Origin of the sequence: Paenibacillus sp. FSL K6-1230, assembly GCF_038002385.1 — a bacterium.
Lineage (GTDB): Bacteria > Bacillota > Bacilli > Paenibacillales > Paenibacillaceae > Paenibacillus > Paenibacillus massiliensis.
Genome location: NZ_JBBOCK010000001.1, coordinates 3,750,337 through 3,775,971, shown reverse-complemented (window position 1 = coordinate 3,775,971; position 25,635 = coordinate 3,750,337). Strand labels below are relative to the sequence as shown.

General features: G+C 48.5%; 18 protein-coding genes and 1 other annotated feature. Of the genes, 15 read left to right on the top strand and 3 right to left on the bottom strand.

Features of this window, described 5'->3' with window-relative positions:
* Positions 1 to 142: 142 nt before the first annotated feature.
* The 7 genes from MKX74_RS16655 (at position 143) to MKX74_RS16625 (ending at position 7,928) form a co-directional block, all read left to right on the top strand.
* Positions 143 to 1,252, top strand: a complete 1,110-nt coding sequence (locus MKX74_RS16655) for a Gfo/Idh/MocA family protein (RefSeq protein WP_341179172.1) — start codon at positions 143 to 145, stop codon at positions 1,250 to 1,252.
* Between the two features lie 238 nt (positions 1,253 to 1,490).
* Positions 1,491 to 2,459, top strand: coding sequence for a sugar phosphate isomerase/epimerase family protein (locus MKX74_RS16650; protein WP_341179171.1), 969 nt, complete (start codon positions 1,491 to 1,493; stop codon positions 2,457 to 2,459).
* Between the two features lie 42 nt (positions 2,460 to 2,501).
* Complete coding sequence (locus tag MKX74_RS16645; RefSeq protein WP_018887585.1) at positions 2,502 to 3,230, top strand: ThuA domain-containing protein; 729 nt, start codon at positions 2,502 to 2,504, stop codon at positions 3,228 to 3,230.
* A 307-nt stretch (positions 3,231 to 3,537) separates the two neighbouring features.
* Entirely contained in the window at positions 3,538 to 3,855 is a 318-nt protein-coding gene (locus MKX74_RS16640; RefSeq protein ID WP_018887586.1) for a winged helix-turn-helix transcriptional regulator, read from the top strand.
* Positions 3,856 to 4,173: 318 nt separating this feature from the next.
* A complete protein-coding gene (gene nirB / locus MKX74_RS16635) occupies positions 4,174 to 6,600 on the top strand; it encodes a nitrite reductase large subunit NirB (RefSeq protein WP_341179170.1) in 2,427 nt (808 codons plus the stop codon).
* Positions 6,601 to 6,766: 166 nt separating this feature from the next.
* Complete coding sequence (nirD, locus tag MKX74_RS16630) at positions 6,767 to 7,087, top strand: nitrite reductase small subunit NirD (protein ID WP_018886423.1); 321 nt, start codon at positions 6,767 to 6,769, stop codon at positions 7,085 to 7,087.
* A gap of 46 nt (positions 7,088 to 7,133) precedes the next feature.
* Positions 7,134 to 7,928: a formate/nitrite transporter family protein gene (locus MKX74_RS16625; protein WP_018886422.1), complete on the top strand. Its 795-nt coding sequence runs from the start codon at positions 7,134 to 7,136 to the stop codon at positions 7,926 to 7,928.
* Positions 7,929 to 8,201: 273 nt separating this feature from the next.
* Here the strand turns inward: MKX74_RS16625 and MKX74_RS16620 are convergent, their stop codons facing one another.
* Positions 8,202 to 8,588 carry a hypothetical protein gene (locus MKX74_RS16620; protein ID WP_028588955.1) on the bottom strand — a complete coding sequence of 129 codons (387 nt, stop codon included), beginning with the start codon at positions 8,586 to 8,588 and terminating at the stop codon, positions 8,202 to 8,204.
* 323 nt (positions 8,589 to 8,911) lie between these two features.
* Here MKX74_RS16620 and MKX74_RS16615 point away from each other — a divergent pair, with 323 nt between their 5' ends.
* The gene (locus tag MKX74_RS16615; protein ID WP_025680595.1) at positions 8,912 to 9,334 is read left to right on the top strand and encodes a hypothetical protein; all 423 of its coding nucleotides are present in this window, start codon (positions 8,912 to 8,914) and stop codon (positions 9,332 to 9,334) included.
* 202 nt (positions 9,335 to 9,536) lie between these two features.
* On the opposite strand, the gene MKX74_RS16610 is transcribed toward MKX74_RS16615, so the two are convergent.
* Entirely contained in the window at positions 9,537 to 10,757 is a 1,221-nt protein-coding gene (locus MKX74_RS16610) for an MDR family MFS transporter (protein WP_341179169.1), read from the bottom strand.
* Positions 10,758 to 10,934: 177 nt separating this feature from the next.
* Here MKX74_RS16610 and MKX74_RS16605 point away from each other — a divergent pair, with 177 nt between their 5' ends.
* Positions 10,935 to 12,698: an ABC transporter substrate-binding protein gene (locus MKX74_RS16605; protein WP_341179168.1), complete on the top strand. Its 1,764-nt coding sequence runs from the start codon at positions 10,935 to 10,937 to the stop codon at positions 12,696 to 12,698.
* A 58-nt stretch (positions 12,699 to 12,756) separates the two neighbouring features.
* Here the strand turns inward: MKX74_RS16605 and MKX74_RS16600 are convergent, their stop codons facing one another.
* Complete coding sequence (locus tag MKX74_RS16600; RefSeq protein WP_341179167.1) at positions 12,757 to 13,473, bottom strand: Crp/Fnr family transcriptional regulator; 717 nt, start codon at positions 13,471 to 13,473, stop codon at positions 12,757 to 12,759.
* A gap of 270 nt (positions 13,474 to 13,743) precedes the next feature.
* Between MKX74_RS16600 and adhE the strand changes: the two genes are divergently transcribed.
* The 6 genes from adhE to metG all read left to right on the top strand — a co-directional run bounded on the left by adhE (position 13,744) and on the right by metG (position 25,393).
* Entirely contained in the window at positions 13,744 to 16,359 is a 2,616-nt protein-coding gene (adhE, locus tag MKX74_RS16595; protein ID WP_018886417.1) for a bifunctional acetaldehyde-CoA/alcohol dehydrogenase, read from the top strand.
* A gap of 313 nt (positions 16,360 to 16,672) precedes the next feature.
* Entirely contained in the window at positions 16,673 to 18,934 is a 2,262-nt protein-coding gene (gene pflB / locus MKX74_RS16590; RefSeq protein WP_018886416.1) for a formate C-acetyltransferase, read from the top strand.
* 48 nt (positions 18,935 to 18,982) lie between these two features.
* Positions 18,983 to 19,738, top strand: a complete 756-nt coding sequence (gene pflA / locus MKX74_RS16585) for a pyruvate formate-lyase-activating protein (RefSeq protein ID WP_025680599.1) — start codon at positions 18,983 to 18,985, stop codon at positions 19,736 to 19,738.
* A gap of 373 nt (positions 19,739 to 20,111) precedes the next feature.
* Entirely contained in the window at positions 20,112 to 22,313 is a 2,202-nt protein-coding gene (locus MKX74_RS16580; RefSeq protein ID WP_341179166.1) for a copper amine oxidase N-terminal domain-containing protein, read from the top strand.
* A 363-nt stretch (positions 22,314 to 22,676) separates the two neighbouring features.
* Complete coding sequence (gene yidD, locus MKX74_RS16575) at positions 22,677 to 22,934, top strand: membrane protein insertion efficiency factor YidD (protein WP_025680601.1); 258 nt, start codon at positions 22,677 to 22,679, stop codon at positions 22,932 to 22,934.
* Between the two features lie 96 nt (positions 22,935 to 23,030).
* Positions 23,031 to 23,277: a binding site (T-box leader), on the top strand.
* A 91-nt stretch (positions 23,278 to 23,368) separates the two neighbouring features.
* The gene (metG, locus tag MKX74_RS16570; protein WP_341179165.1) at positions 23,369 to 25,393 is read left to right on the top strand and encodes a methionine--tRNA ligase; all 2,025 of its coding nucleotides are present in this window, start codon (positions 23,369 to 23,371) and stop codon (positions 25,391 to 25,393) included.
* The last annotated feature ends 242 nt before the right edge of the window (positions 25,394 to 25,635 follow it).

Sequence of the window (25,635 nt, the reverse complement as noted above, 5' to 3'; positions counted from 1 at the left end):
CATAATCACGGTTACTTGATAAATATTGGCCAGATTGTTCATGTTCTAATCATATTATTCATTTTATTCGAGGGCTGTACAGAATACCATGAGAGTAGATTGTACACCTCATATAACTGGCATCTGAGGAGTGAAGAATATAGTGGAGAGAGTAAAGGCAGGCATTATCGGCTGCGGTCACATTAGTGCCGTATATCTCGAAAATCTGAAGCATAGTCCTTACATCGAAATCGTAGCTGTTGCTGACCTGCTGGCAGATCGTGCAAGAGCGAGAGCAGAGGAATTCTCTGTTGCAAACGTATACACAGTGGATGAGCTAATTCAAGATTCGTCCATTGAGCTGGTATTTAATCTGACCGTTCCTGGCAGTCATGCCATGACGGATCTGGCTGTGCTGGAGGCAGGAAAGCATGTATTCAGCGAGAAGCCGCTGGCCGTATCTCTTGAGGATGGCAAGCGAGTCCTTGAATGCGCCAGAGAAAAAGGTCTGCTGGTCGGCTGCGCACCGGATACCTTCCTGGGAGCAGGTATTCAGACGGCACGGAGCGCGATACAGCAGGGCATGATCGGACGTCCGATTGCAGCCACGGCTTTCTTTATGGGAAGCGGCCCGGAATGGTGGCATCATGATCCTGAGTTCTTCTATGCCGCGGGTGGTGGTCCTATGTTTGACATGGGTCCATACTATTTAACAGCCCTTGTGAATCTGCTTGGCTCGATCCGGCGGATTAGCTCCACGGTCGGAATTCAGATTCCTGATCGAATGATCCACAGCGGGCCGAAGGAAGGAACCCCGCTTCGGGTACAGACTCCGACGCATCTGGCAGGTAACATTGATTTTCAGAGCGGGGCGATTGCCACCGTCATTACCAGCTTTGATATCCGGGGGGCCTCGGAGCTGCCTTTCATTGAGATCTATGGTACAGAAGGGACAATGAGCGTTCCTGATCCCAATACGTTTAATGGTGATGTGAAGGTCAGACGCTTCGGTGCGGACGAGTGGGAGACGGTGGAGCCACTGTTCATATGCTCTCGCAACGAGCGCGGATTGGGGGCCTCGGAGATGGTCACAGCCTTGCGAGCAGGTAAGCAGCCGCGAACGAGTGGAGAGCTTGCCTATCACATTCTGGAGGCGATGCATGCGTTTCAGCGTTCCTCACTGGAAGGGAAGCACATCATCCTGGATAGCCGCTTCGAACCGGATGAGACCTTGTATTACGGCAATGAGATTCTGGCGAAGGTTGAAGTCTAGGTAGACATTGAAATCAAACGAGCGGCATACGAGGAAAATCTCACTTAATAGGTGCCTAAAAAAGCGTAAAAATGTGTTTTTTATGCATAAAAGGAAACTTTTTTAACATGACATACGTATGTAATATTAGAGACTCAAGATAAGGCAATCCCATTCAGTCTGAATATATGCATGATCCATTGAACTTTACATTATAGTTTTTGAAATTTTATCCATAGCGACAGGGGAGGATTATTCTATGAAACTTGGCGTATTCTTGGTCTTATTCGGGGACAGATCTTTGGAAGAAGCATTGGATTTTGCAGCATCCACGGGGGTAACGGCTGTAGAGATCGGAACAGGTGGCAACCCAGGCAAGAAGCATTGTGATCCGGCGGCATTGCTAGGTAATGATACAGCGATTCAGAATTTCAAGAAGGCCGTAGAATCTCGTGGGCTGACAATCAGTGCCTTAAGCTGTCACGGGAATCCATTGCATCCGCAAAAGCATCTGGCACAGCAGGATCATGAAGATTTTATCAACACGGTATTGCTGGCTGAGAAGCTGGAAGTACCTGTCGTGAATACATTCTCCGGCTGTCCGGGGGATCATGAGAACGCGAAGTATCCGAACTGGCCCGTAGCTCCGTGGCCGAACGATTATCAGGAGATTCTGAAGTGGCAATGGGAGAATAAAGTTATTCCTTACTGGACGGAGACAGGCAAGTTCGCAGCCGAGCATCATATCAAGATTGGATTGGAGCTGCATGGGGGCTTCTCTGTGCATACGCCTGCTACGCTATTGCGTCTGCGGGAAGCTGCAGGAGAAGTGATTGGTGCCAATCTCGACCCAAGCCATATGTGGTGGCAGGGAATTGACCCGGTTCAGGCTGTACAAATTCTTGGCCGCGAAGGAGCGATTCATCATTTCCACGCCAAGGATACCGTCATTGATCCAGTGAATGTCAACAAATACGGCCTGACAGATATGCAGCCGTACACCAATATGCTGGAGCGTGCGTGGCAGTTCCGTACAGTAGGATTTGGGCATGACATCAAGACGTGGGCGGATATCCTGAGCGCGCTTCGTCTTGTAGGCTATGATTATGTTGTCAGCATTGAGCATGAAGATGGACTGATGTCCATCGAGGAAGGCTTCACCAAGGCGGTTCACAATCTGAAGCAGGTGCTCATGAATGAACCGTTAGGCGAGATGTGGTGGGTATAACAGCTTGGGAGACAACAGGGGCAATATTTAGGGGGATAAGTTATGATTAACGTAACCATCTGGAATGAATTTGTTCATGAGAAAATACACGATGCCGTGCAGCGTGTCTATCCCGATGGATTGCATAATGCACTCGCTGCGGGGCTTGGGGGAGAAGGCTTCGCAATCCGTACAGCAACATTGGACCAACCGGAACATGGGCTAACGGATGAAGTGCTGAATTCTACGGATGTATTGATCTGGTGGGGGCATATGGCTCATGATCGGGTAAGTGACGAGGTTGTCGCCAAGGTGGTTCGCAAGGTGCAGGAAGGCATGGGCTTCGTGGTGCTGCATTCCGGGCACTTCTCCAAGCCGTTCAAGGCCTTGATGGGCACCAGCTGTGATCTGAAATGGAGAGTAGCTGGCGAGCAGGAAATCCTGTGGTCAGTAAATCCCTCGCATCCGATTGCAGAGGGCATTGATGCGAAGATTATTCTGGAGCAGGAAGAGATGTATGGCGAATTCTTCGATATTCCTACTCCGGATGAGCTGGTGTTTATTAGTAATTTTGCTGGAGGCGAAGTATTCCGCAGTGGTTGTACTTTCCGGCGTGGGGCAGGCAAGATCTTCTATTTCCGGCCAGGGCACGAGACGTATCCAACGTTCTATCACCCCGAGATTCTGAAGGTTATTGCCAACGGCATTCGCTGGACGTACCCTGTGCATCACCCGCAGCAAACTTATGGACGCAGCGAACCGGTTCGCCCTTTTGGCGAGGTACTCGTATGACATTTCCACATGTGTTTTCGTAGAGCGTCCGGAAGAGTAGGATGCGACCCGCAGGAAGGTGTAGCTTGATCAACGGTGTACCTCCCATCAGGCAGCCTTTGACGGATACATGCATGCTACTGTAATGATACGGTGAAAGACAGGCGACTCCGGGAATCGCCTGTCTTTCGTTATTTTCATGCCCTACAGCAATGTCCTACAATTAATTGGGACCAGGTCATTTTCAATTTGATGAAAATATGCTAAACTGAAATATACTAACTAATTGAAAGTTAACAACAGACCTGTCAAAGAGGTGAATAAAATTATGGACAATCATCCAACCCATTTGTGTCCCCGCTTTGAGACAGCCTTCTCATTCTTGGGGAAGCGCTGGAATGGTCTGATCATTCGGACGCTAATGGATGGGCCTAAGCGGTTCAAGGATATATCGAATCAAATTCCCAGCATGAGTGACAAGATGCTATCGGAGCGGATGAAGGACCTCGAGAGCGAAGGGATCCTCATCAGACATGTATACCCAGAGACTCCGGTTCGTATCGAATATGAGCTTACGCCTAAAGGCCAGGCACTGCGTCCAGTTATGGATCAGATTCAATCATGGGCTGAGGATTGGGTACAGTAGACAAGTAAAGTAAATGAAGAATGACAAGTTGTAGGTAGCATAAAAGAAGGTAACCTGAGTTCAAAATGGGGGGCCTTCTTTTTTTTGTTAAGATCATAGAATTTATACGTTCTCAGCGGAACTGAACAGTTCGAGCAACTCATGAAAAATGCGACATTTTTCACAAAAAATTGAAGTGAAAAAAAGTACAATATTTGTGACCAAAATCACAAAGTTAAAATTTTATCTATTTTAAAATTGAACTATAAGATATCAGGCATTGTCAGTCCATAAGAGAGAGCAGCAGACAGGCTGGGCATTGCTAAGGAGGGCTACAGTATGAGCAAGAGACGAGAGCAACTGGTACTGATTGGGAACGGGATGGCTGGAGTGGGTACATTAGAACAGATCATCAAGCTGGGCGGTGAATATGACCTGCACGTGTTCGGTAGCGAGCCGTACCCTAACTATAACCGGATCATGTTGTCTTACGTATTGGAAGGAAGCAAGACGGTTGAGGATATCATTCTGAACGACTGGGACTGGTACAAGGATAACGGTATCCAGCTTCACACGGATACTACCGTAGTGAAGATTGATGCCGAAGCCAAGACCATCTCTACAGACAAGGGTCAGACACTGGCCTATGACAAAGTGATTATCGCAACCGGCTCGAAGCCATTCATGCTCCCGATTCCGGGGATCGAGCGTGAAGGCGTCATTGGCTTCCGTGACGTGGCTGACTGTAGACAAATGATTGAGGCAGCAGGGACCTATCGCAAGGCAGCGGTAATCGGTGGTGGATTGCTTGGTCTGGAAGCGGCGAAGGGGCTTGTAAACCTGGGCATGGACGTGACCGTTGTGCATCTGATGGAAGATCTGATGGAGCGTCAGCTGGACCCTGCTGCTTCCTTGATGCTGAAGGCAGAGCTTGAGCGTCAGGGTATCAAATTTGCAATGGGTAAACAGACTGTAGAACTGACTGGTGACGAACGGGTGACAGGACTGCGCTTCAGTGACAATAGTGAGCTTGAGGCCGATCTGGTTGTCATGGCCGTAGGGATCAAGCCGAATACAGACGTAGCTGTAGCAAGTGGAATGAACGTGAATCGCGGGATCGTCGTGGATGACTACATGAGAACCTCTCTCCCAGATGTGTACGCGGTAGGCGAATGCACAGAGCACCGTGGTGTATGCTACGGTCTGGTAGCACCGCTCTTTGAGCAAGGTGCAGTGTTGGCGAAGCATTTGTGTGGTGCAGAGACTCAAGCCTATGAAGGATCTGTCGTATCCACGAAGCTGAAGATTTCCGGGGTGGACGTCTTCTCAGCAGGTGAGTTCCTGGATACCCCAGAGCATACCGTAATTACTGCGAAGGATGAATGGAAACGTACCTACAAAAAAGTGTTGCTGCGCAATAATGTAATTGTCGGAGCGGTATTGTTCGGGGACGTGACGGAGTCGGCTAATCTGCAGAAGCTCGTGCGTCAAGGAACAGAGATGAATGATGAGATCTACGGCTCCATTATGGGAACCGGATGCGCTGGACACAAAGCAGCTTCGGCTTCGGTAGCTACCATGCCTGATGATGAGATTGTGTGCGGTTGTAACGGTGTGACCAAGCTGGCAATCGTAGAGGCTATTACAGACCAAGGACTGACTACAGTAGATGAAATCAAGGCTTGTACAGGAGCTACCCGTTCATGTGGTGGCTGTAAGCCGATGGTGGAGCAAATCCTGCAATATGTGCTTGGTGATGGCTTCGAAAGTGCTGCCAAGCAAGGCATCTGTAGCTGTACATCATTGAGCCGCGATGAGATTGTAGCTGAGATTAAGGCCAAAGGGCTGACTACATCGCGTGAGGTCATGAATGTACTGGGCTGGTCCCAGCCTGAAGGATGCTCGAAGTGTAGACCGGCGCTTAACTACTACCTCGGCATGATTAATCCAGATACCCACGAAGATGAAGCAGAGTCGCGTTTCGTAAACGAACGTATGAGTGCCAATATTCAGAAAGACGGAACCTATACTGTCGTACCAAGAATGTACGGTGGGGTCACAACACCAGAAGATTTGAAGAAAATTGCCGATGTATCACTTAAATATGATGTGAAGGTAGTTAAGGTGACTGGCGGTCAACGTTTGGATTTGATCGGCGTGAAGAAAGAGGATCTGCCGAAGGTATGGGAAGAGCTGGATATGCCTTCCGGCTATGCGTATGCCAAATCGCTTCGTACAGTCAAGACCTGTGTCGGCTCGCAATTTTGCCGCTTCGGTACCCAGGATTCAATGGCGATGGGAGCCCTTCTCGAACGCAAGTTTGAGCGGCTCGATCTCCCAGCGAAGTTCAAATACGCTGTCAACGGATGCCCGCGAAACTGCGCAGAATCCTGCACCAAGGATATCGGTATCGTCGGTAACGACGGTGGCTGGGAAATATTCGTGGGTGGTAATGGCGGTATCAAGGCTCGCTTGGCAGACTCGCTCTGCAAGGTGAAGACAGATCAGGAACTGATTGATATCTGTGCGGCAGTTATGCAGTATTACCGTGAGACAGGGAATTACCTGGAGCGGACTTCGGAGTGGGTGGAGCGTATTGGCATTGAAGACATTCGAGCTCATACCGTGGAAGATCTGGAGAACCGCAAGGCACTGGTTGAGCGAATCGAATTCGCGCTGGCACAGGTAGAGGACCCATGGAAGAAGATCCTGAACAATCCAGAGAAACGTGAAGTGCTTTTCGAGAAAAAAGAACCAGTGATGTAATAGCTCGTACACGAGATCGCGATCTGGTTAACTAACTAATTTTAACTATAAACTATTAACTAATTTACTGATTGCTTATACGAAGCTCTCATGCTGATTTGCAGCTTCTGAGAGCTTCGCATAGCAGTGAGTCACAATAGTACATTAATACAGGAGGCGAAGGACCTTGAAAACCACAACAGAGTACTGCGCGGTAGGACGTCAGGAGGAGTTCTTTCCTATGATCGGACGTGTAATCCAACTGAAAGATGTAGAGATTGCTGTATTCCGTACATCCGACGGACAGATCTACGCAGTGGAGAACCGTAATCCTCATCCGAAAGGTGGCCCATTGGCCGAAGGCATCGTCTCAGGGCACTATCTCTATGATCCGCTCTATGATTGGAAGATTAATCTGGAGGATGGTCAGGTGCAGGCACCCGATCAGGGACAGGTTCGCACCTTTCCGGTCAGACTGGAGCAGGATCAGATCATGATTTTGGCCTAGCAGGCCGTAGACTAGCATTGGAAGCGTAACTTAGGAGGTGTGTCCCATGTTTGCACCCGACGTGGAGACGATGGTAGAAGCCGCAGTAAATAAAGTCAAAAGAATGAACGAAAGCTGGCCCAGGTATATGGTCGCTGCGCTGCTTGCTGGCGCCTATGTAGGCTTGGGAATCATCTTAATCTTTTCTCTGGGGGCTCCACTGGCTGCCATAAAGTCCCCGTTTCAGCCACTGATTATGGGGGCATCCTTCGGAATTGCTCTCACCTTGGTTGTATTTGCTGGCTCAGAGCTGTTCACGGGCAATAATATGTTCCTCACGGTGAGTACGATTGCCAAACGCACGACGGTGACGGATACATTGAAGAACTGGGGACTTGTTTTTATTGGTAACCTGGCAGGTGCTGTGCTACTGTCCTATCTGATTGCTGGGACCGGACTATTTCGGGGAATTCCCCAAGATCATCTGATCTTTGCTGCTGCTGCCAAAAAAATGAGTCTGCCATACACGGATTTGTTCTTCCGCGGTATTTTGTGTAACTGGCTTGTGTGTCTTGCCTTGTGGATGTCTTCTCGTGCGAAGAGTGAGGCGGCCCGGCTGGTACTCATCTGGTGGTGTCTGTTTGCCTTTATCGCGAGCGGCTATGAGCATAGTGTTGCGAATATGACTTTGCTGACTGTAGCCTGGGTGCTGCCTAACCATCCCGAGACCATTACATTGGCAGGCTGGCTGCACAACATGATTCCCGTTACCTTGGGGAATATCGTAGGTGGGGCTGTCTTTGTGGGTATGGCCTATAGCTATATTTCCTCCTATAGCAAACTTGGCAAGTCTCGTTCTTAGTACCTTGAGCAGATGAAATGCGAGTGTAGGACTGATTTCCGCTAACGATTACGTTCCTCAGATCATTCAACCTGAAATCATGCTCGGACAAAGCCTCAAGATGGGCTAGAAGAGTATATGAAAAGTATGTAAAGAGTATGTGAACTATAAAAGCCAGATCTCTGCAGCGATGTAAGCTGGAGGATCTGGCTTTTTTGCGAGCCATACTATAGGAAATGATAACGTTCAGTCATCTAGGTGGATTTCTCTAATACACGATCAGAGGTGCTATAGCTAATAGCGTGCTTGCTGGGCGATGGAGAAGGTATGGCGCCTAGGCAGTCGTCTAGCCATCTGCTGCACAGTCTCTGTGATTGATTGATGGCAATTGTGGCAAAGTCGTCCCTCACCGATCGGATGACGGCAGGATTCACAAGGATAGGTCAGATTAGCGTATGTATAAGAAAATTTGCGTGTCTTGACCCAATGAGCAACCTGTGCATATTCGATCCCGGCGGCGTTGCTTAGTTCCTCTGTCGTCGCCTGCGGATGCTTCCATAAATAATCGGTGCAGAAATCAAGCTTGCGGTCCTTATCCGAGCTGCAGTTCTGGCAGAGGTTGCGAGGATTTCTACGAAATATGGAACCACATTCAGGACAGTTCATTGTCTGTAACTCCATAATAATCATTCCTTTGTCATGTCGGATTTGAGTCTATGGATATATAATACTATGACTTATTGACTATATCCACTAGTTATTTAGACTTAAGAACTATTTGTATTGAATTAAACTAATTGCACATGGATCTTAGTACCTATTTGTCGAGAATATTGGAAAAGTCATATTTTCACAATGTTATAGTATTACCCCATTGTATTCCGATTATTCAGCAGATATGCTGTGTGAAGGTCTCTTTTACGGTGGGAAGTATGGACATAGACATGATCCAGTACTTCCAGTACTGGACTAGCTCAAATATATGAAGCGGGGGAATTAGTGAGATGAATCATGAATGGACACCATCATTCGAAGTAGAGCTCATGGATGTCATACGACTTAACAGCATCCATGCCTTGCAGGTGGGACAGCCCGAGGCTGTCGTAGTGAGCAGTCTGGGGGAGCCTGAATTGCCCGCTGCAAAAGTAAGTAAAAAATCGACGATGGTCCATTATACATACGGTAACGTTACAGTGATGGTAGAGCATGGGCATGTGATCGCAATGGATATTGATCTGCATGGTAATCGACAGAAGGTAGTGCATCCGGGGATAGTTGCTACATGGGGATTGAAGGAATGGCAAAGCTTTGCTGAGGATCAAGGCTGGAGTCTGGAGCATGTCCATGATATTGTCCAGATCCGGGGGGAAGTCATCACTCTTGGTCTATCTCTTGATGGCAAAATAGGGATGGTATCCATGCGCTAGTCAGTAGCAAGTTCGAGTTAAATATGTCTTGCTCACCGCTTCGACATGAACCAACGAAGTAATGAACCGATCTCATATCATGGAGGTGGATGTAAAGAGGTGTCCCAAGAGCCGTAGAATGGCTGACTGGGACACCTTTAGTTTTTACGTAAGCTAATCCTCGATCTTAAATTCTTATAGCTGCACTGTAAACAAACTTCACTTATGAGGCAGCTGCGTGTTCCCGCCTAGCCAAGCGTCGGTGGGCTATGAGCAGCAGGGGCAGTCCCAGAGCTGTCGTCAATGCAAGTGGGGCGAAGATAAGTAGGCCGTTATGTACTCCGACTTCATCAAGCAGGAGACCTCCCAGTATCGGGGCCAACACGTTGCCTATATTGTTGAAGCCAATAGTGCCAAAATAGGTGCCGCGCCATTCCGGCTGTGCGATGCGGTCTATTAGTACGTCCATCATCGTGAACATGAGCACCTCACCAACGGTAAACAAGACGACACCAAGCATCAGCATCATTAACCCGCTTGCCGTACCGAAGACGAGCAGACTGGCGGCTACGCAAAGATTACCCAGGATTAGGGGAATAACAGGCGGGAATTTACTCGCTGCCTTGACCACTGGATACTGAACGACAAGGACGGTAATCGCATTGAGCGTCAGCATGTAGGAGAAGAGGCGGGTGCCGTCCTCGAACAACGGACTGGTAGCGAGATATTGCGCCAAGGTTGAGCTGAAATGACCGTAGCCAAGCACGCAGAAGACCGTGCCGATTAGAATCGGCAAGAACACTTTGTCACGGCTAGTCGTGCGTAATGCTTCGCGAATGCTCGGAGAGCTGCCAGTCTCAGCTGCAGCCACAGGAACCGCATGGGATCTGAATTGGATAAAGATGACCACACCATACACAATATAGATCAATCCAGCGATCATAAAGGGAAATGTGGACTGTGCGGAGCCTAGTGCCACGCCAAGGAGCGGACCGAACACAACACCTAGATTAATAGCAAAATATCGCAGGTTGAATACGAGCAGCTTCTTGTCCTTGGGCGTGACATCTGCCAGCAATGCACGTGAAGCGGGTTCGAACACCGAACGGCACAAGCCATTCAAGGTATTCATAACAAAGAAGACCCACAGATGCTCTGCTGCAGCGAAGCCAAAGAACACGCATGCCCAGACGAATACGGAGATGAGCATGACTTTTTTTCGTCCGATTCGATCTGAGACGTAGCCGCCATGAAAGCTTACCAATACCCCTGCGAGTGCACTGACAGCAACCGTAAATCCGGCCTCTGTAGCGGAGGTGCCAAGCACCTGAATCAAGTAGATGGATAGAAAAGGGATGCTCATGGATGTAACAAGTCTGCCGAAGATGGTGCCGATAATGATAGTCCAGGCCAATGGATGAATGTGACGCAATGGATGTGACATGACGTAAGGCTTCTCCTTCTGCTTAATAATGTATATAATTGTAACGAGAAAAGAGGGCAATAAAAGTGTAAACATGAGATTAATCATTTCACCTTTTATTCCTGGCGAAAGGGTGGACAGATGGATCCTTACGAGGCACATTTTATCAAATTGGCACACACACTGGGGGGACCCAGAATGTCAGATGAGCAACGCCATCCAGCCATACCTGTCACGATTGATCAGCTCAGCGAATTATTGAATTGTTCGTCTCGCAACGTGAAGATCATCCTTCGCCGCTTAGAGGATATGCGTTACATTCACTGGACACCAGGGCGTGGAAGGGGACATATATCGCGCCTTCAGCTACTTCGCACCCCCAATGAGGTCATTACCGATGCATTTCACACCAAGCTCAAGCAGGGAAATATTAAGGCGGCGATTGATCTGATAGGCAGATCTGAGCTGGATGATGGTCGTAGAGAGCAACTATGGCTTGCTTTCCATGCTGAGATGGGCATGACCCGTCAGATGACCGCATCAGGTGGAGCCGATGTACTCCAGATGTCCCGATATCGCAGACTGGAGCCGTTGGACCCGGCATTAGTCTACACGGCTTTCGAAGCCTATTTGCTGGAGCAAATATGCAGTACACTGATCAGTTATGATGCGAATAGCATGCGTTTTCAGCCCAAGCTCGCTCATCTCTGGGAACATAATGATGATTACACGCGTTGGACCTTCTATTTGCGCAAGGGAGTCCAATTTCATAACGGTAAATCCTTCACGGCTGAAGACGTAAAGTATACCGTGGAACGATTGCAAGCGAGCTATGGCTCTGGAACCTGGCAATTAGAACAGCTTGAACGTGTGGAGATCCATGGGGGCCATTGCCTGAGTCTGATCTTTGCCTCGCCCAATCGAATGCTTTTGCATTGTGCTGCAAGCTTCACGATGAGCATACTGCCTCTGGGCTCGGACCCCCAGGTAAGCTTGATTGGAACAGGACCCTTTTGCATTACGAGTCTTACGAACACGGCACTCAGGCTCACCGCCTACGATTCCTATTTCGGGTACAGACCGCTGCTTGATGAAGTTAACATCTGGTTCCTGCCTGATGTAGCTGTCCAGGATCGGAGATATCAGCTGGCAGACCGGGATGTGACGCACGATGGAACTGGAAGTTTGGCGGAGGTGAAGCAGTCAAGTGAGCTTTCTTTTGAATACCAATCGGGTGGGTGCAGGTATCTGGTCTTCAACTTCAGGAGGGAGGGGCCGCAGCATAGAGCAAGCGTTCGTGAGGCCATTCGCTGCGTGTATGACCCTGTACTGCAAATGCAGGAATTAGGGGGGAGCCGCTTGTCTCCAGCCTTCAGCTTCTTGCCGTGGAGGAGTCTCGCTATGAATTCGGAAAATGGCTGGCCCAATAAGCTGGAGGATGCCAGAAGGCTGCTTCAGGAAAGTGGATATGCGGGGGAAGAGCTTCGTCTGGCTTATAAAATGCTGGAGAAAGAATCCATTGAGGAGGCCGAGTGGCTGCGCCAGCGCTGTGAACAGATCGGTATTTGCCTGACACTGGTTCCCTTCGAGACGATAGATTTCGCATTTTTGCTGGGGCAGGCTGACCTCGTATTGGCTGAAGAAATGCTAGAGGAGGACTGGGAATGGGGACTTATCAATTTTTTCAAAACCCAATTCAATTCTCTGCATCACTTATTGGACGATGCACGTATTCAGACGATCGAGAAAATACTGGAGGGGTACTCACAATATCCTGAGGCCCAGCGGCATGACCTGCTGTATCAGGTGGAAGGGCGAATACAGGAGCATAACTGGCTGCTGTACGGCTGCCACCTAAGCAAAAAAGCCCTTTATTATCAAGGGCTGCAGGGCTTGAATACTACGAATTTCGGCTACCTAGATTTCTCTAAGCTATGGATCAAATCGCCAGAAGGGATCTAATTTCAAGGGATGTAGCGTATACGAGTGCAAGTATCCATAATCATAGCATGAGACTGAATCAGATTCGGCAGATCTCTTTCGGGCAGAGCTCACAGTGGCAAATGCCCTGAAGATGCTCCAGGTCCTTGATCACAATCATGCCACCTTCGTATTCCACGGCATCTTTCTTGCGCAGATCGCTCAGCATCCGGTTCACGCTTTCCCGCGTAGCCCCAATCATATTAGATAAGTCCGTATGGGTAATCTTCTTATTAATAATGACATGATCGCCATGAGGCTCACCATATGTGTTGTAAAGACGGATTAAAGTTGAGCACAGGGCTCCTGGCTTACCGTAGAGCATGAGATCACGGAATTTGGTCTGAGTGATGCGGTGATGGGAGCCCATCCATTTCATGAAATCAATAGCAAAATCACAGTGCTGGCAGATTAATAGCTCCAAATCGGTATGATCCAGTACGCCTACCTCACTATCCTCCAGCACTTCGGCGGAGAAGGTATGCTTGGTGCCAAAGAACGGGTCAGCCTGACCGATCAGATCCCCATCCTGATGCATGTACAGTATCAGCTCTTTGCCTTCATCGGTAGTCTTAGTGATCTTCACACGTCCTCGTTTAATATAGAACAATTTATCTGAGGTATCGCCTTCCCAGAATAAATGAGAGCCCTCAGGAACTGTTCGATCTTTCATCACGGACAGCAGTCGATTCATATTCACATCCGATATACATCCAGTATTGCCTTTGTTCAATGTCTGTAAGTTAGGGTTGCTCATGTTCCATTTCCCCTTTGTAATGAAATGCAGAATTAAAATCATGTATCTGCAACTTCAGTATTTCAAATTAATTATATACCCTTTAGTTCAACTTGGGTGGGAAGAACTGGCGTGAAAAGTGGCGAATTTTCAAACTTTGTGAACCATTTCACTAAAAAAGATCAAAATTGAATTAGATTGTGAAAAAAATCACATAATAAGATAACTTCCTGTGTTACGATCAGTGCGTAGAAGAGAGAGCAACTACTATAAACATGGAGGATGAGGAACATGGCTGTAAAAAATGAAGTCACGAAGGCAGCAGAACCAACGGCAGAGCAGTACATCCAAAAACTGATTGATCGTGCGAACAAGGCACAGCAAGCATTCATGGAAATGGATCAGGAGCAGATCGACAAGATCATTCAGGCAATGGCTCTTGCGGGACTGGATAAGCACATGTATCTGGCTAAGCTGGCTGTGGAAGAGACTGGCCGCGGGGTCTATGAAGACAAGATCACGAAGAACATGTTCGCTACAGAATACATCTATCACAACATCAAGTATGACAAGACAGTAGGTGTCATTGAAGATAATGATTTTGATAGCTTCCAGAAAATTGCTGAGCCAGTCGGCATCATCATGGGGATTACGCCAGTTACGAATCCGACATCCACAACCATGTTCAAGGCGCTCATCTCCATCAAGACACGGAATCCGATTATCTTCGGCTTTCATCCATCCGCTCAGGAATGTAGCAAGGAAGCAGCCCGTATCCTGCTTGAGGCAGCAGTGAAGCATGGAGCTCCTGCCGATTGCATTCAATGGATTGAAGCACCTTCCATGGACAAAACGAACTCCCTCATGAATCACCCTGACGTTGCACTGATACTGGCAACCGGTGGCTCCGGGATGGTTAAGGCAGCATATAGCTGCGGTAAGCCAGCACTTGGCGTAGGTCCAGGTAACGTACCTTGCTTTATTGAGAAGACAGCAGATATCAAGCAGGCCGTAACTGATCTGATTCTGTCGAAGTCCTTCGACAACGGTATGATCTGTGCTTCCGAGCAGGCTGTCATTATCGAAGAACCCATCTATGATCAAGTAAAACAATTAATGATAGCGAACGGCTGCTATTTCGTAAATAAAGAAGAAGCTGCGAAGCTCACTGGCGGAGCTATGAACGTGGAGAAATGTGCAGTGAACCCTGCGATCGTAGGGCAATCGGCTATGAAAATCGCAGAGCTGTGCGGGATCACTGTTCCAGAGGGAACGAAGATTCTCGTAGCTGAGCTGGAGGGTGTTGGCACCAAATTCCCGCTGTCCGCTGAGAAATTAAGTCCTGTACTGGCTTGCTACCGTGTCAAAAATGCAGAGCAGGGCATCGAACGCGCTGCTCAAGTTGTTGAATTCGGAGGTATGGGACACTCCTCGGCGATCCACTCGAACAATGATGAAGTCATTCAGAAGTTCGCGAACCGCCTGCAGACGGGCCGGATCATCGTCAACTCGCCTTCCACGCATGGCGCAATCGGCGACATTTACAACACGAATCTACCATCCCTGACTTTGGGCTGCGGCTCCTACGGACGTAACTCGACCTCGTCGAACGTATCGGCTGTCAATCTGATCAATGTGAAAAGGGTGGCTAAACGTACCGTGAATATGCAATGGTTCAAGATTCCTGACAAAATCTATTTCGAGAAGAATTCGACGCAATATCTCGCTAAAATGCCTGACATCACTCGGGTAGCGATCGTAACAGACCCTATGATGGTCAAACTCGGCTATGTAGACAGAGTGACTCATTATCTGCGCCAGCGTCAGACGCCTGTAGCTATCGAAGTGTTCTCTGAAGTAGAGCCAGATCCATCGACAACGACTGTGAAGCGTGGAACAGATATGATGAATCGCTTCCAGCCTGACTGTATCATCGCACTCGGTGGCGGTTCGCCAATGGATGCCGCGAAGGGCATGTGGCTATTCTATGAATATCCAGATACTGACTTCCATAACCTGAAGCAAAAATTCATGGATATCCGCAAACGGATCTACAAATATCCGCGTCTGGGCCAAAAAGCCAAGTTCGTAGCAATCCCTACAACATCGGGAACAGGTTCGGAGGTAACATCGTTCGCGGTCATCACTGACAAGGAGCAGGGCAACACCAAGTATCCGCTCGCAGACTATGAGCTGACTCCAGATGTAGCGATCATTGATCCGGTATTCGTATACTCTCTGCCGAAGACAGCTGTTGCTGATACAGGTATGGACGTTCTGACACATGCGATTGAGGCTTATGTGTCTGTCATGGCAAGCGACTACACCGATGGTCTGGCAATCAAAGCGATCCAACTGGTGTTCCAATACCTGGAGCAATCCGCTCTGACTGGCGACAAGCTCGCTAGAGAGAAGATGCACAATGCTTCCACACTGGCAGGTATGGCGTTCGCCAATGCTTTCCTGGGTATTAACCATAGCTTGGCGCACAAATGGGGCGGTCAATATCACACTGCGCATGGACGTACCAACGCAATCCTGATGCCGCACGTCATCCGCTACAACGCGAAGAAGCCGACCAAGTTCGCTTCCTTCCCGAAATATTCAAGCTTCGTAGCGGATGAGCGTTATGCAGAGATCGCTCGCATTCTGGGACTGCCTGCACGCACGACAGAGGAAGGCGTAGATAGCCTGATTGATGCGATCCGCAAATTGAACAAGACGCTTGGAATCGAGGAGTCGTTCCAGCAGCTTGGCTTCGATGCCAAGGACTTCGAATCCCGTGTGGATTATCTGGCTGACCGTGCATTTGAGGATCAATGTACAACAGCGAATCCGAAGCTTCCACTTGTATCGGAACTAGCGGATGTATACCGGAATGCCTTCTACGGACGTTTCAATAAATAATACAAGGGTAATGCTGTTATATACAGCCATTACCAGATGGCTCAGCTCTCCTGCAAAGGGGAGCTGAGCTTGTTACGTAAGTGAAGGGAGGAATTTTTAATATTTGTGATTTTTATCACATACTCAACTGTATCATTAATCTACAATGAAGTTGTAAGACAGATCCCACCGAACACACTAAGGTTGCTGATTGAACCATGTATTCACCTTCCCAGGAATGTGAAAACAGGCACATGAAGGCGGGATCGTTGACAACGGGTATCACACCTTCAAAGCCCGAAGTCATAACAGACAACTAAACGGAGGGATTCACATGTCGGTGATTGAGAAAACATTACAAGAGCAACAATCGGGATGGCGCGGTTTCAAAAATGGTAAATGGTCCAGAGAAGTCAATGTAAATGACTTTATCGAACTGAACATTACACCATATCATGAAGATGAGAAATTCCTTGTGGGACCTACATCAAATACTACAGCTTTGTGGGATATTATCTCCGATCTGACGAAGAAGGAACTGGCTAACGGCGGCGTACTGGATGTGGATGTGAACACTCCATCTACCATTACTTCCCACAAACCAGGATACATTGATCAAGCCAAGGAACAAATCGTCGGTGTACAGACAGACGCACCATTCAAGCGTTCCCTGCAACCATTCGGCGGCATTCGGATGATGATCGATGCATGTAAAGCTTATGGATTTGAAGTACCACAAAACATTGTTGACATATTCACCCATATTCGCAAAACTCATAACCAGGGTGTATTTGATGCCTATACAGATGAAATGAGAGCAGCCCGTAAGGCTGGGATCATCACAGGTCTTCCAGATGCTTATGGCCGTGGCCGGATTATCGGTGACTATCGCCGGGTAGCACTATATGGAACAGACTTCTTGGTTCAAGACAAAAAAGGACAATTGAAGAGTCTTGAAGTTGACGCGATGGAAGAGGATGTTATCCGTCTGCGTGAAGAAATCTCCGAGCAAATCCGTGCACTGAATGAATTGAAGCAAATGGCAGCAGAGCATGGTCTTGATATCTCCAAGCCAGCCTTGAACGCCAAGGAAGCTTTCCAATGGGTGTACTTCGGTTACCTGGCTGCCATCAAGGAGCAGAACGGTGCAGCAATGTCGCTGGGACGCGTATCCTCTTTCTTGGATATCTACACTCAGCGTGATCTGGCAGAAGGTGTACTGACTGAGGAACAAGCACAAGAGCTGGTTGACCATTTCGTCATGAAGCTCCGTATTGTGAAATTCCTGCGTACACCTGACTATAACGAGTTGTTCAGTGGTGACCCAACGTGGGTAACTGAATCCATCGGCGGCATGTCCGTCACTGGTGAGACTCGAGTAACGAAGAACAGCTTCCGCTTCCTGCATACCCTGTACAATCTGGGACCTGCACCTGAGCCGAACCTCACTGTACTGTGGTCCGAGAAGCTGCCTGAAGCCTTCAAGAAATACTGTGCTAAAGTATCCATCGAGACTAGCTCCATTCAATATGAAAATGATGATCTGATGCGTCCGATCTATGGTGACGACTACGGTATCGCTTGCTGCGTATCCGCTATGAAGATTGGTAAGCAAATGCAATTCTTCGGAGCTCGTGCTAACCTGGCTAAAGCCCTGTTGTATGCAATCAATGGCGGTGTGGATGAGAAATCCGGTGCTCAGGTAGGTCCTGAATTCCCTGCAATCACTGGCGAAGTGCTGGACTACCAAGAGGTTATGAAACGCTTCAAGCCAATGATGGAATGGCTGGCCAAATTGTACATGAATACATTGAACGTCATTCACTACATGCACGACAAGTACAGCTACGAGCGCATTGAGATGGCGCTGCACGACCGTGATATTCTGCGTACGATGGCATGTGGTATCGCAGGTCTGTCGGTAGCCGCTGACTCCCTGAGCGCTATCAAATTCGCTAAAGTAAAACCGATTCGCAATGAAAAAGGCATCGCAGTGGACTTCGAGATTGAAGGCGAGTTCCCTTGCTATGGTAACAACGACGATCGCGTCGACAGCATTGCAGTAGAGCTTGTTGAGTCCTTCATGAGCATGATCCGCAAGCATAAAGCATACCGTAATGCATTACCTACCCAATCGGTATTGACCATTACCTCCAACGTGGTATATGGCAAGAAGACTGGTACTACACCTGATGGTCGTAAAGCAGGTGAACCATTCGCACCTGGTGCGAACCCAATGCATGGTCGTGACAAGAAAGGTGCGTTGGCATCCCTGAGCTCTGTAGCGAAGCTGCCATATGAGCACAGCCTGGACGGTATCTCCAATACCTTCTCCATCGTGCCAAAAGCACTGGGCAAGGAAGAGGAAATCCGCAAGAACAACCTGGTATCTATGATGGACGGTTACTTTGGAAGCAATGCGCATCACCTGAATGTCAACGTATTTGCCCGTGAACAACTCATGGATGCTATGGAGCATCCGGAAAATTATCCGCAGCTGACGATTCGTGTATCGGGCTACGCGGTGAACTTCATCAAGCTGACTCGCGAACAGCAGCTTGACGTGATCAACCGTACATTCCACGGATCGATGTAACACCTACATGAACTGAAGCAGAAGCGGATGCAGAAAGGGAGATGCAACATGTTAAAAGGACACATTCACTCACTAGAAACCTTCGGGACCGTAGACGGTCCCGGCATCCGCTTCGTGCTCTTCATGCAGGGATGCTTGCTGAAATGCCAATATTGTCACAACCCGGATACGTGGGCACTGAACGAAGGAAACCCAATGGAACTGGAGGAGGTCCTGGCCGAGATTGAGCCTTACCTGAGCTACTATCGCTCGTCTGGCGGTGGTCTCACCGTCTCGGGTGGGGAACCGACCCTGCAGGCCAAATTCGTCGCAGAGCTGTTCAGAGCTGTGAAGGAACGCTGGAATTTGCATACCACACTGGATACCAACGGCTTCAATGATGCGGATCGAATTCATGAGCTGCTCGAAGTGACGGACCTGGTGATGCTTGATCTCAAGCATATCGACAATGAGAAGCACATTAAGCTGACGGGAAAATCGAACGAGCGCATGCTGGAGACTGCACGCTGGCTATCGGATCAAGGACGTAAGATGTGGATCAGACACGTATTCGTACCAGGTATTCATGATGATGAAGATGATCTCCGCAATCTGGGGCGCTTCATCGGAACTCTGCAAGGGGTTGAGAAATTCGAGATTCTGCCGTATCACCAAATGGGTGTGTATAAATGGGAGATGCTTGGTAAGGAATATCCACTCGAAGGTGTCCCATCACCTACAGAAGAGGAAGTACAGCGTGCTTATCGCCTGATTGAGGAGGGCAGAGCTGAGACTTCTGCACAAATCGCTTCATCTTATATGTAACTTTGATATATGTAATTTTGATCTAAGTAACGATTATATATGTAAATCAACACTTAGGAATCCGCTGTCTTCACCTCAACAATTTCGTATATATCCATATGTATATCATGAATGTGTAACAAGCGCCGTAGTAGGGTTTACGGCGTTTTTTCTTGTGATTTCAGACTTTATAGACGGCAAAATCTGTTTTGTTGAGCTCTTATTCATTTTACGATGGTGTTACAAATGTTGAGTTATGTGAACTCAAGTAATTAAAATTGTGTTCTTTAACTAATTTTGTATGCTAGCGGAGCAACTTTTCGAACAACGGGGCGTCTAATAGTATGACTTTTTACGGGAAAGACTAGAAACTGCAATTAGAAGGAGACAAATAATGAATCTCAAGAAATGGACGATGCTCACAGTTCTGGTGTTAGCGCAGGTAGCTGCGGTACTCCCGGCGGGAGCGCAAGAAGCACAAGTCACCGAATCCAGTCTCGAGCAGACTGCTGATATCAGCGACTCTGTAACAAGTGATAATCAGAATACCAATGAAGATCAGGCAGAACAGCCTGCAGATTCCGCAGTAGATGCTGTAGAGCAGACAGATGCTACGACTCCTGTCACTCCACCTGTAGATACTGATAATCAGACCTCTGTACCTGGTACCGATGTTACGGATCAAGTGTACACTCCAGGAACGACCGGAACTGTTGGCGCACCGCAGAACTTGATTCTTTATATGAATAGCGCTCGCATCGTGCAGGATGGCATTGAATATACGGCTACCAAGCCAATGATGGTCAAGGATGGAGTATCCTATGTGGCTATCCGCTCGTTGGTAGACCGCGTCGGTCTGCAATTCTATTATGATGCAGCAACGAAAGAAACCGTCATTCGCCAAGGCAGTGACGAGCTTCGCTTCAAGACAGATAGCAATGTATACACGGTTAATGGAGTTCAAAAGACGATGAAGGGCCCTTCTTTCCAACAGGATAATGTCTTTATGGTTCCTCTGACCTCGATTACACAAGCATTGAATATTCCGTATACGGTTGATGCTGTGAACAAGACCGTTACGTTGAACCTGATTGCACTTCCTACAGCATCCTTCAAGGTTACGCCTTCGGAGATTTATGCTGAGCAGACACAAGTGGCTTATACAACACAATCCTCCTCTCCGCGAGGTTATGCGATTATCAATGAGCGCTGGGAAGGACGTCAAGACGTATTTCAGGAGCCAGGAACTTACGTCGTTACATATGCTGTGCAGGATGCAGCTGGTCAATGGAGTGAGCCTTACTCTGTGACCATCACGGTCAAGCCGCCGAATCAGCCGCCTGTAGCCATGTTCACCACCGACAAGAAGGAATATAAGATGGGGGAGAAAATCACCATCACTGACCTCAGTACGGATGATGAGAACGCCATTACCAAGCGTGAATGGAAGAACAACAAGCTGGCTTTCTTCGAGCCGGGTGAGGTTACCATTACTTTGACGGTTACAGACAAGCATGGTCTTACAGGTACTTATGAGACCTCAATTACCATTACAGATGAAGAGCTGTATAACGAAGATGACTTCAACAAATTCTTCACACCTTATGGCGACAAATATACCTTTAACGGTAGTGAAGTTCCTATGATGAGTTCAGTTCCATTGACGTCTACCTCGCAGCCACGGATGCTGATTCGTGCGAATAGTCCGGAGCGTGTGTTCCAGGATGGTGTTGTATATCAAGAGGTAGGAGTAGGTAGCCAGCGTATTCTGGTGCATCATGTGAACGAGACAGGCCGCAATGTCAAAATGTATGTGATTGCGACGAATAACAACATCGTGCCAGCTTACATGAATATCGAGAATTCCGGCTTTGCAGGACCAAGCCCGTTCGCTACAGCGGCAGGAAAAGTGTCCATCCGCAAATACTTCGAATCCATGCAGACAGGCAACAAACGCTCCAGTCTGGTGCTGAATCCAGGTGAGAGCCACATCATCCTGCAGGATCTGAATGCATTGCCGATCAAGCCGGACCAAGTTATCTCCTTGCTGTCTGACCTCTACACGGATCAACCGATCCAGTACAGAGTAGTTGTAGTAGAGGAGTCTGCTGATCCGATTGAAGCTCTGAATTATTTGCCGATGCTGGCGAAGGATGGAATTCATAACCGTGGTACCTACATGAGTGCAGATCGCACTTATGAGTACACAGATGTAGTGGGTACTACCGAGCAGCGTATCGCTATTGGTGATAACAATCTGGACCCGAATCTGAGCGGTTATGATGGTATGGATGGCTCAGCTACGTCCAATGCCGGTAACTTTGGTGTAGTATACAAAATCAAGCTCGATCGAGTAGCTCCATACTCTCTAATCACGTTCAACCCGCGTGGTGGACAATATTCCGGGTTCGCCATGGTGAACAATCAGATCACCGGATTGCCTACGAACGGAGCTGTCGAGGCGCCGCACGAGAATACTGTGCTGTATCGGACGGGTGTGATTGAAGAGGCCGTTGAGATCTACTTTACAGCGGCAGCAGGCAGCAATCTGCCTGTCAATCTCTTGATTATGCCTTTGCCTGAGCGCAAGCACTAGTAGGATTTGAGCCGATGAGGCTGTCCGATTGCAATAACTTTACCGTTAAAAGTCAACCCTAATGAGGAAGCAGCTCTCGATGTGGGTCCATCGGCGTAATGTCGGTGGCTCTCAGAAGGGGCTGTTTTTTTGAGTTATACCTTGGAGGACGTTTCATCGTTGTCCATTTCTTGCAGAGTAGTTGTTCGTGCTATAATGGAGAGAATGATAGGTGAAATAAAGACAACAGATGGAGGGAATAGGGTGAACAGCGCACGCTCCGCAGGAGAAGGTCATAAGCTCGATTCGAATCAGGAACGCGCTACTTCGCATCCACAGGATGCTAATCCTATGAGTGCCAGCCCGTCTGCTAAGAGGCATAATATGGGCCGCAGATTGGTTCAGGCTCCGATTCACTTTTATAGAAAAGCGATATCCCCACTCAAGCCACCGACCTGCCGCTTCTATCCAACCTGCTCTGCCTATGCGCTTGAGGCGGTAGAGGTGCATGGCCCTGCCAAAGGAAGCTGGCTCGCTCTGAAGCGCATTGGGAAATGCCATCCATTTCATCCTGGTGGGTTCGATCCTGTCCCCCCTCGCATCGAGACAATGGCTGGGCAAGGCGAACTGTCTGATACATGATCGTTATCCTTGACATGATGATTGGATTTTCGTTATATTTTGGTATAGAATGGTGAATGATGGTTAACAAAGAATGATGGTGAACAAGATGCATAACATAATCCTGTGAACGGATGAGTAAGGAGAACCCTGCCAGCACAGAGAGCCGGAATTAGCTGCGAACCGGTCTGGTTAGATTCCTGAATATGGTCCCGGAGGAACCGCTTTCGAGCTTCAGCAAAGCTGAGGTAAGAGGTTGGCGTGATCCAGCGTTAATGGACGGTTGAATAACCGATGGAGCCTGCTGGCTGTGAAGCAGCGGGGAATTTGGGTGGTAACACGTGAGATGACTCTCGTCCCTTATAATGGGCGGGGGTCTTTTTTGTGGCCCATAAGCATGGAACCTAGCTGATTGCTCTGCATGAAGCGCAAATATTATGCCAGGAGGAATTGAAATGGCGGATAACAAGACATTTTATATTACAACCCCAATCTATTACCCAAGTGACAAGCTGCATATTGGTCATGCGTATACAACGGTGGCTGGTGACGCAATGGCCCGCTACAAGAGACTGCGGGGCTATGATGTGCGGTATTTGACGGGTACAGATGAGCACGGACAGAAGATTGAACAGAAGGCCGAGGCTGCTGGCAAGACGCCGCAGCAGTTCGTAGACGGCATCGTAGCAGGAATTCAGGAGCTGTGGCATACACTGGACATCTCTAATGATGATTTCATCCGGACCACCGAGGAGCGTCACAAGACGGTAGTTCAGGATATCTTTGATCGACTGCTACAGCAGGGAGATATCTACAAGGGTGAATATGAGGGCTGGTACAGCATTCCGGATGAGACCTATTACACGGAGACACAGCTAGTTGATGTCGTGAAGGATGATGCCGGGAATGTCATTGGCGGGAAGAGCCCGGATAGCGGTCATCCTGTGGAGCTGGTGAAAGAGGAATGTTACTTTTTCCGGATGAGTAAGTATGCAGATCGACTGCTGCAATTCTATGAAGACAACCCAGGATTCATCCAACCGGAGTCGCGCAAGAAAGAAATGATTAACAACTTCATCAAGCCTGGACTGGAGGATCTGGCGGTATCCCGGACGACCTTTGACTGGGGAGTGAAGGTCAAGAATGATCCGAAGCACGTAGTCTACGTATGGATTGATGCCTTGTCCAACTATATCACTGCACTGGGATATGGCTCCTCGAATACAGAGCTCTATGATAAGTTCTGGCCAGCTAACGTGCACATTGTAGGTAAGGAGATTGTGCGCTTCCATACGATCTATTGGCCGATCATGCTGATGGCACTGGATCTGCCGCTGCCGAAGAAGGTGTTCGCTCACGGCTGGCTGCTGATGAAGGATGGTAAGATGTCCAAGTCCAAGGGCAACGTAGTTGACCCTGTGACCTTGATTAACCGCTATGGTCTGGATTCACTTCGTTACTATCTGCTGCGTGAGGTTCCTTTTGGAGCGGATGGCACATTCACACCAGAGAGCTTCGTAGAGCGTGTAAATTCGGATTTGGCCAATGACCTGGGTAATCTGTTGAACCGCACAGTAGCCATGGTCGATAAATACTTCGAAGGACGCGTTCCGGCTTATGAGCCGCAGGTGACTCCTTTTGATCAGGCGCTGGAGGACCTGTCGGTCGTAACTTATCAGAAGGTGGAGGAAGCGCTCGAGAATATGGAATTCTCCGTGGCGTTGACGGCGATCGGCCAATTCATCAGTCGCAGTAACAAATATATTGATGAGACACAGCCATGGACTCTTGCCAAGGATGAGAGCAAGCGCAGAGAGCTCGCTTCGGTTATGCTTCATCTGGTCGAGAGCCTGCGAATCGCCTCTATTCTGCTGCAGCCATTCCTGACTCGGGCCCCACGCAAGATCTGGGAGCAGCTCGGCATTACAGAAGGAGAGCTGACGGCTTGGGACAGTGGCAAGACCTTTGGCCAGATTCCAGAAGGAACGCAATTGCATAAGGGAGATCCGATCTTCCCGCGTCTGGACGCTACTGAGGAGGTAGCTTATATCGTGGAGGCAATGAGTGGCGGTGCCGTGGCAACTGCTGCAGATACGACACCAGCCAAGACGGATTCAGCGGCAGGCGCTGCTGCTGTAGAAGCTCCAGAGGTGAAGGAAGAGATCGGCATTGAGGATTTCGGAAAGGTGGAGCTGCGTGTAGCTCAGGTTATCGCGTGTGAGCCAGTGAAGAAGGCTGATAAGCTGTTGAAGCTGCAGTTGGACCTCGGGTATGAGCAACGTCAGGTTGTCTCAGGCATTGCGAAGTTCTACACACCGGAGGATATGGTCGGACGGAAGGTTATCTGTGTAACTAATCTGAAGCCTGTGAAGCTGCGCGGAGAGCTGTCTCAGGGGATGATTCTCGCTGCTTCTCACGGAGATCAGCTGACCCTCGCGACGGTACCAGAGTCGATGCCGAATGGTGCGATTGTCAAGTAAATCAAGTAGCATCAAGCATATGTTCACATATAGAAGACCGGCAGGGAATCATAATTCCTTGTCGGTCTTACTTTGATTGTGTCTTAGAACAGAGGCGCGTACTACCTGACTGGCAGGCTCCCTGCTCGAAACAGCTCTATACTCGAAACAACTCTATTACTCGAAAAAAATCTATACTCAAAACAGCTCTATACTCAAAAGAACTCTACTTCTAGAGAACGATACTCAATGCTCAATGCTCA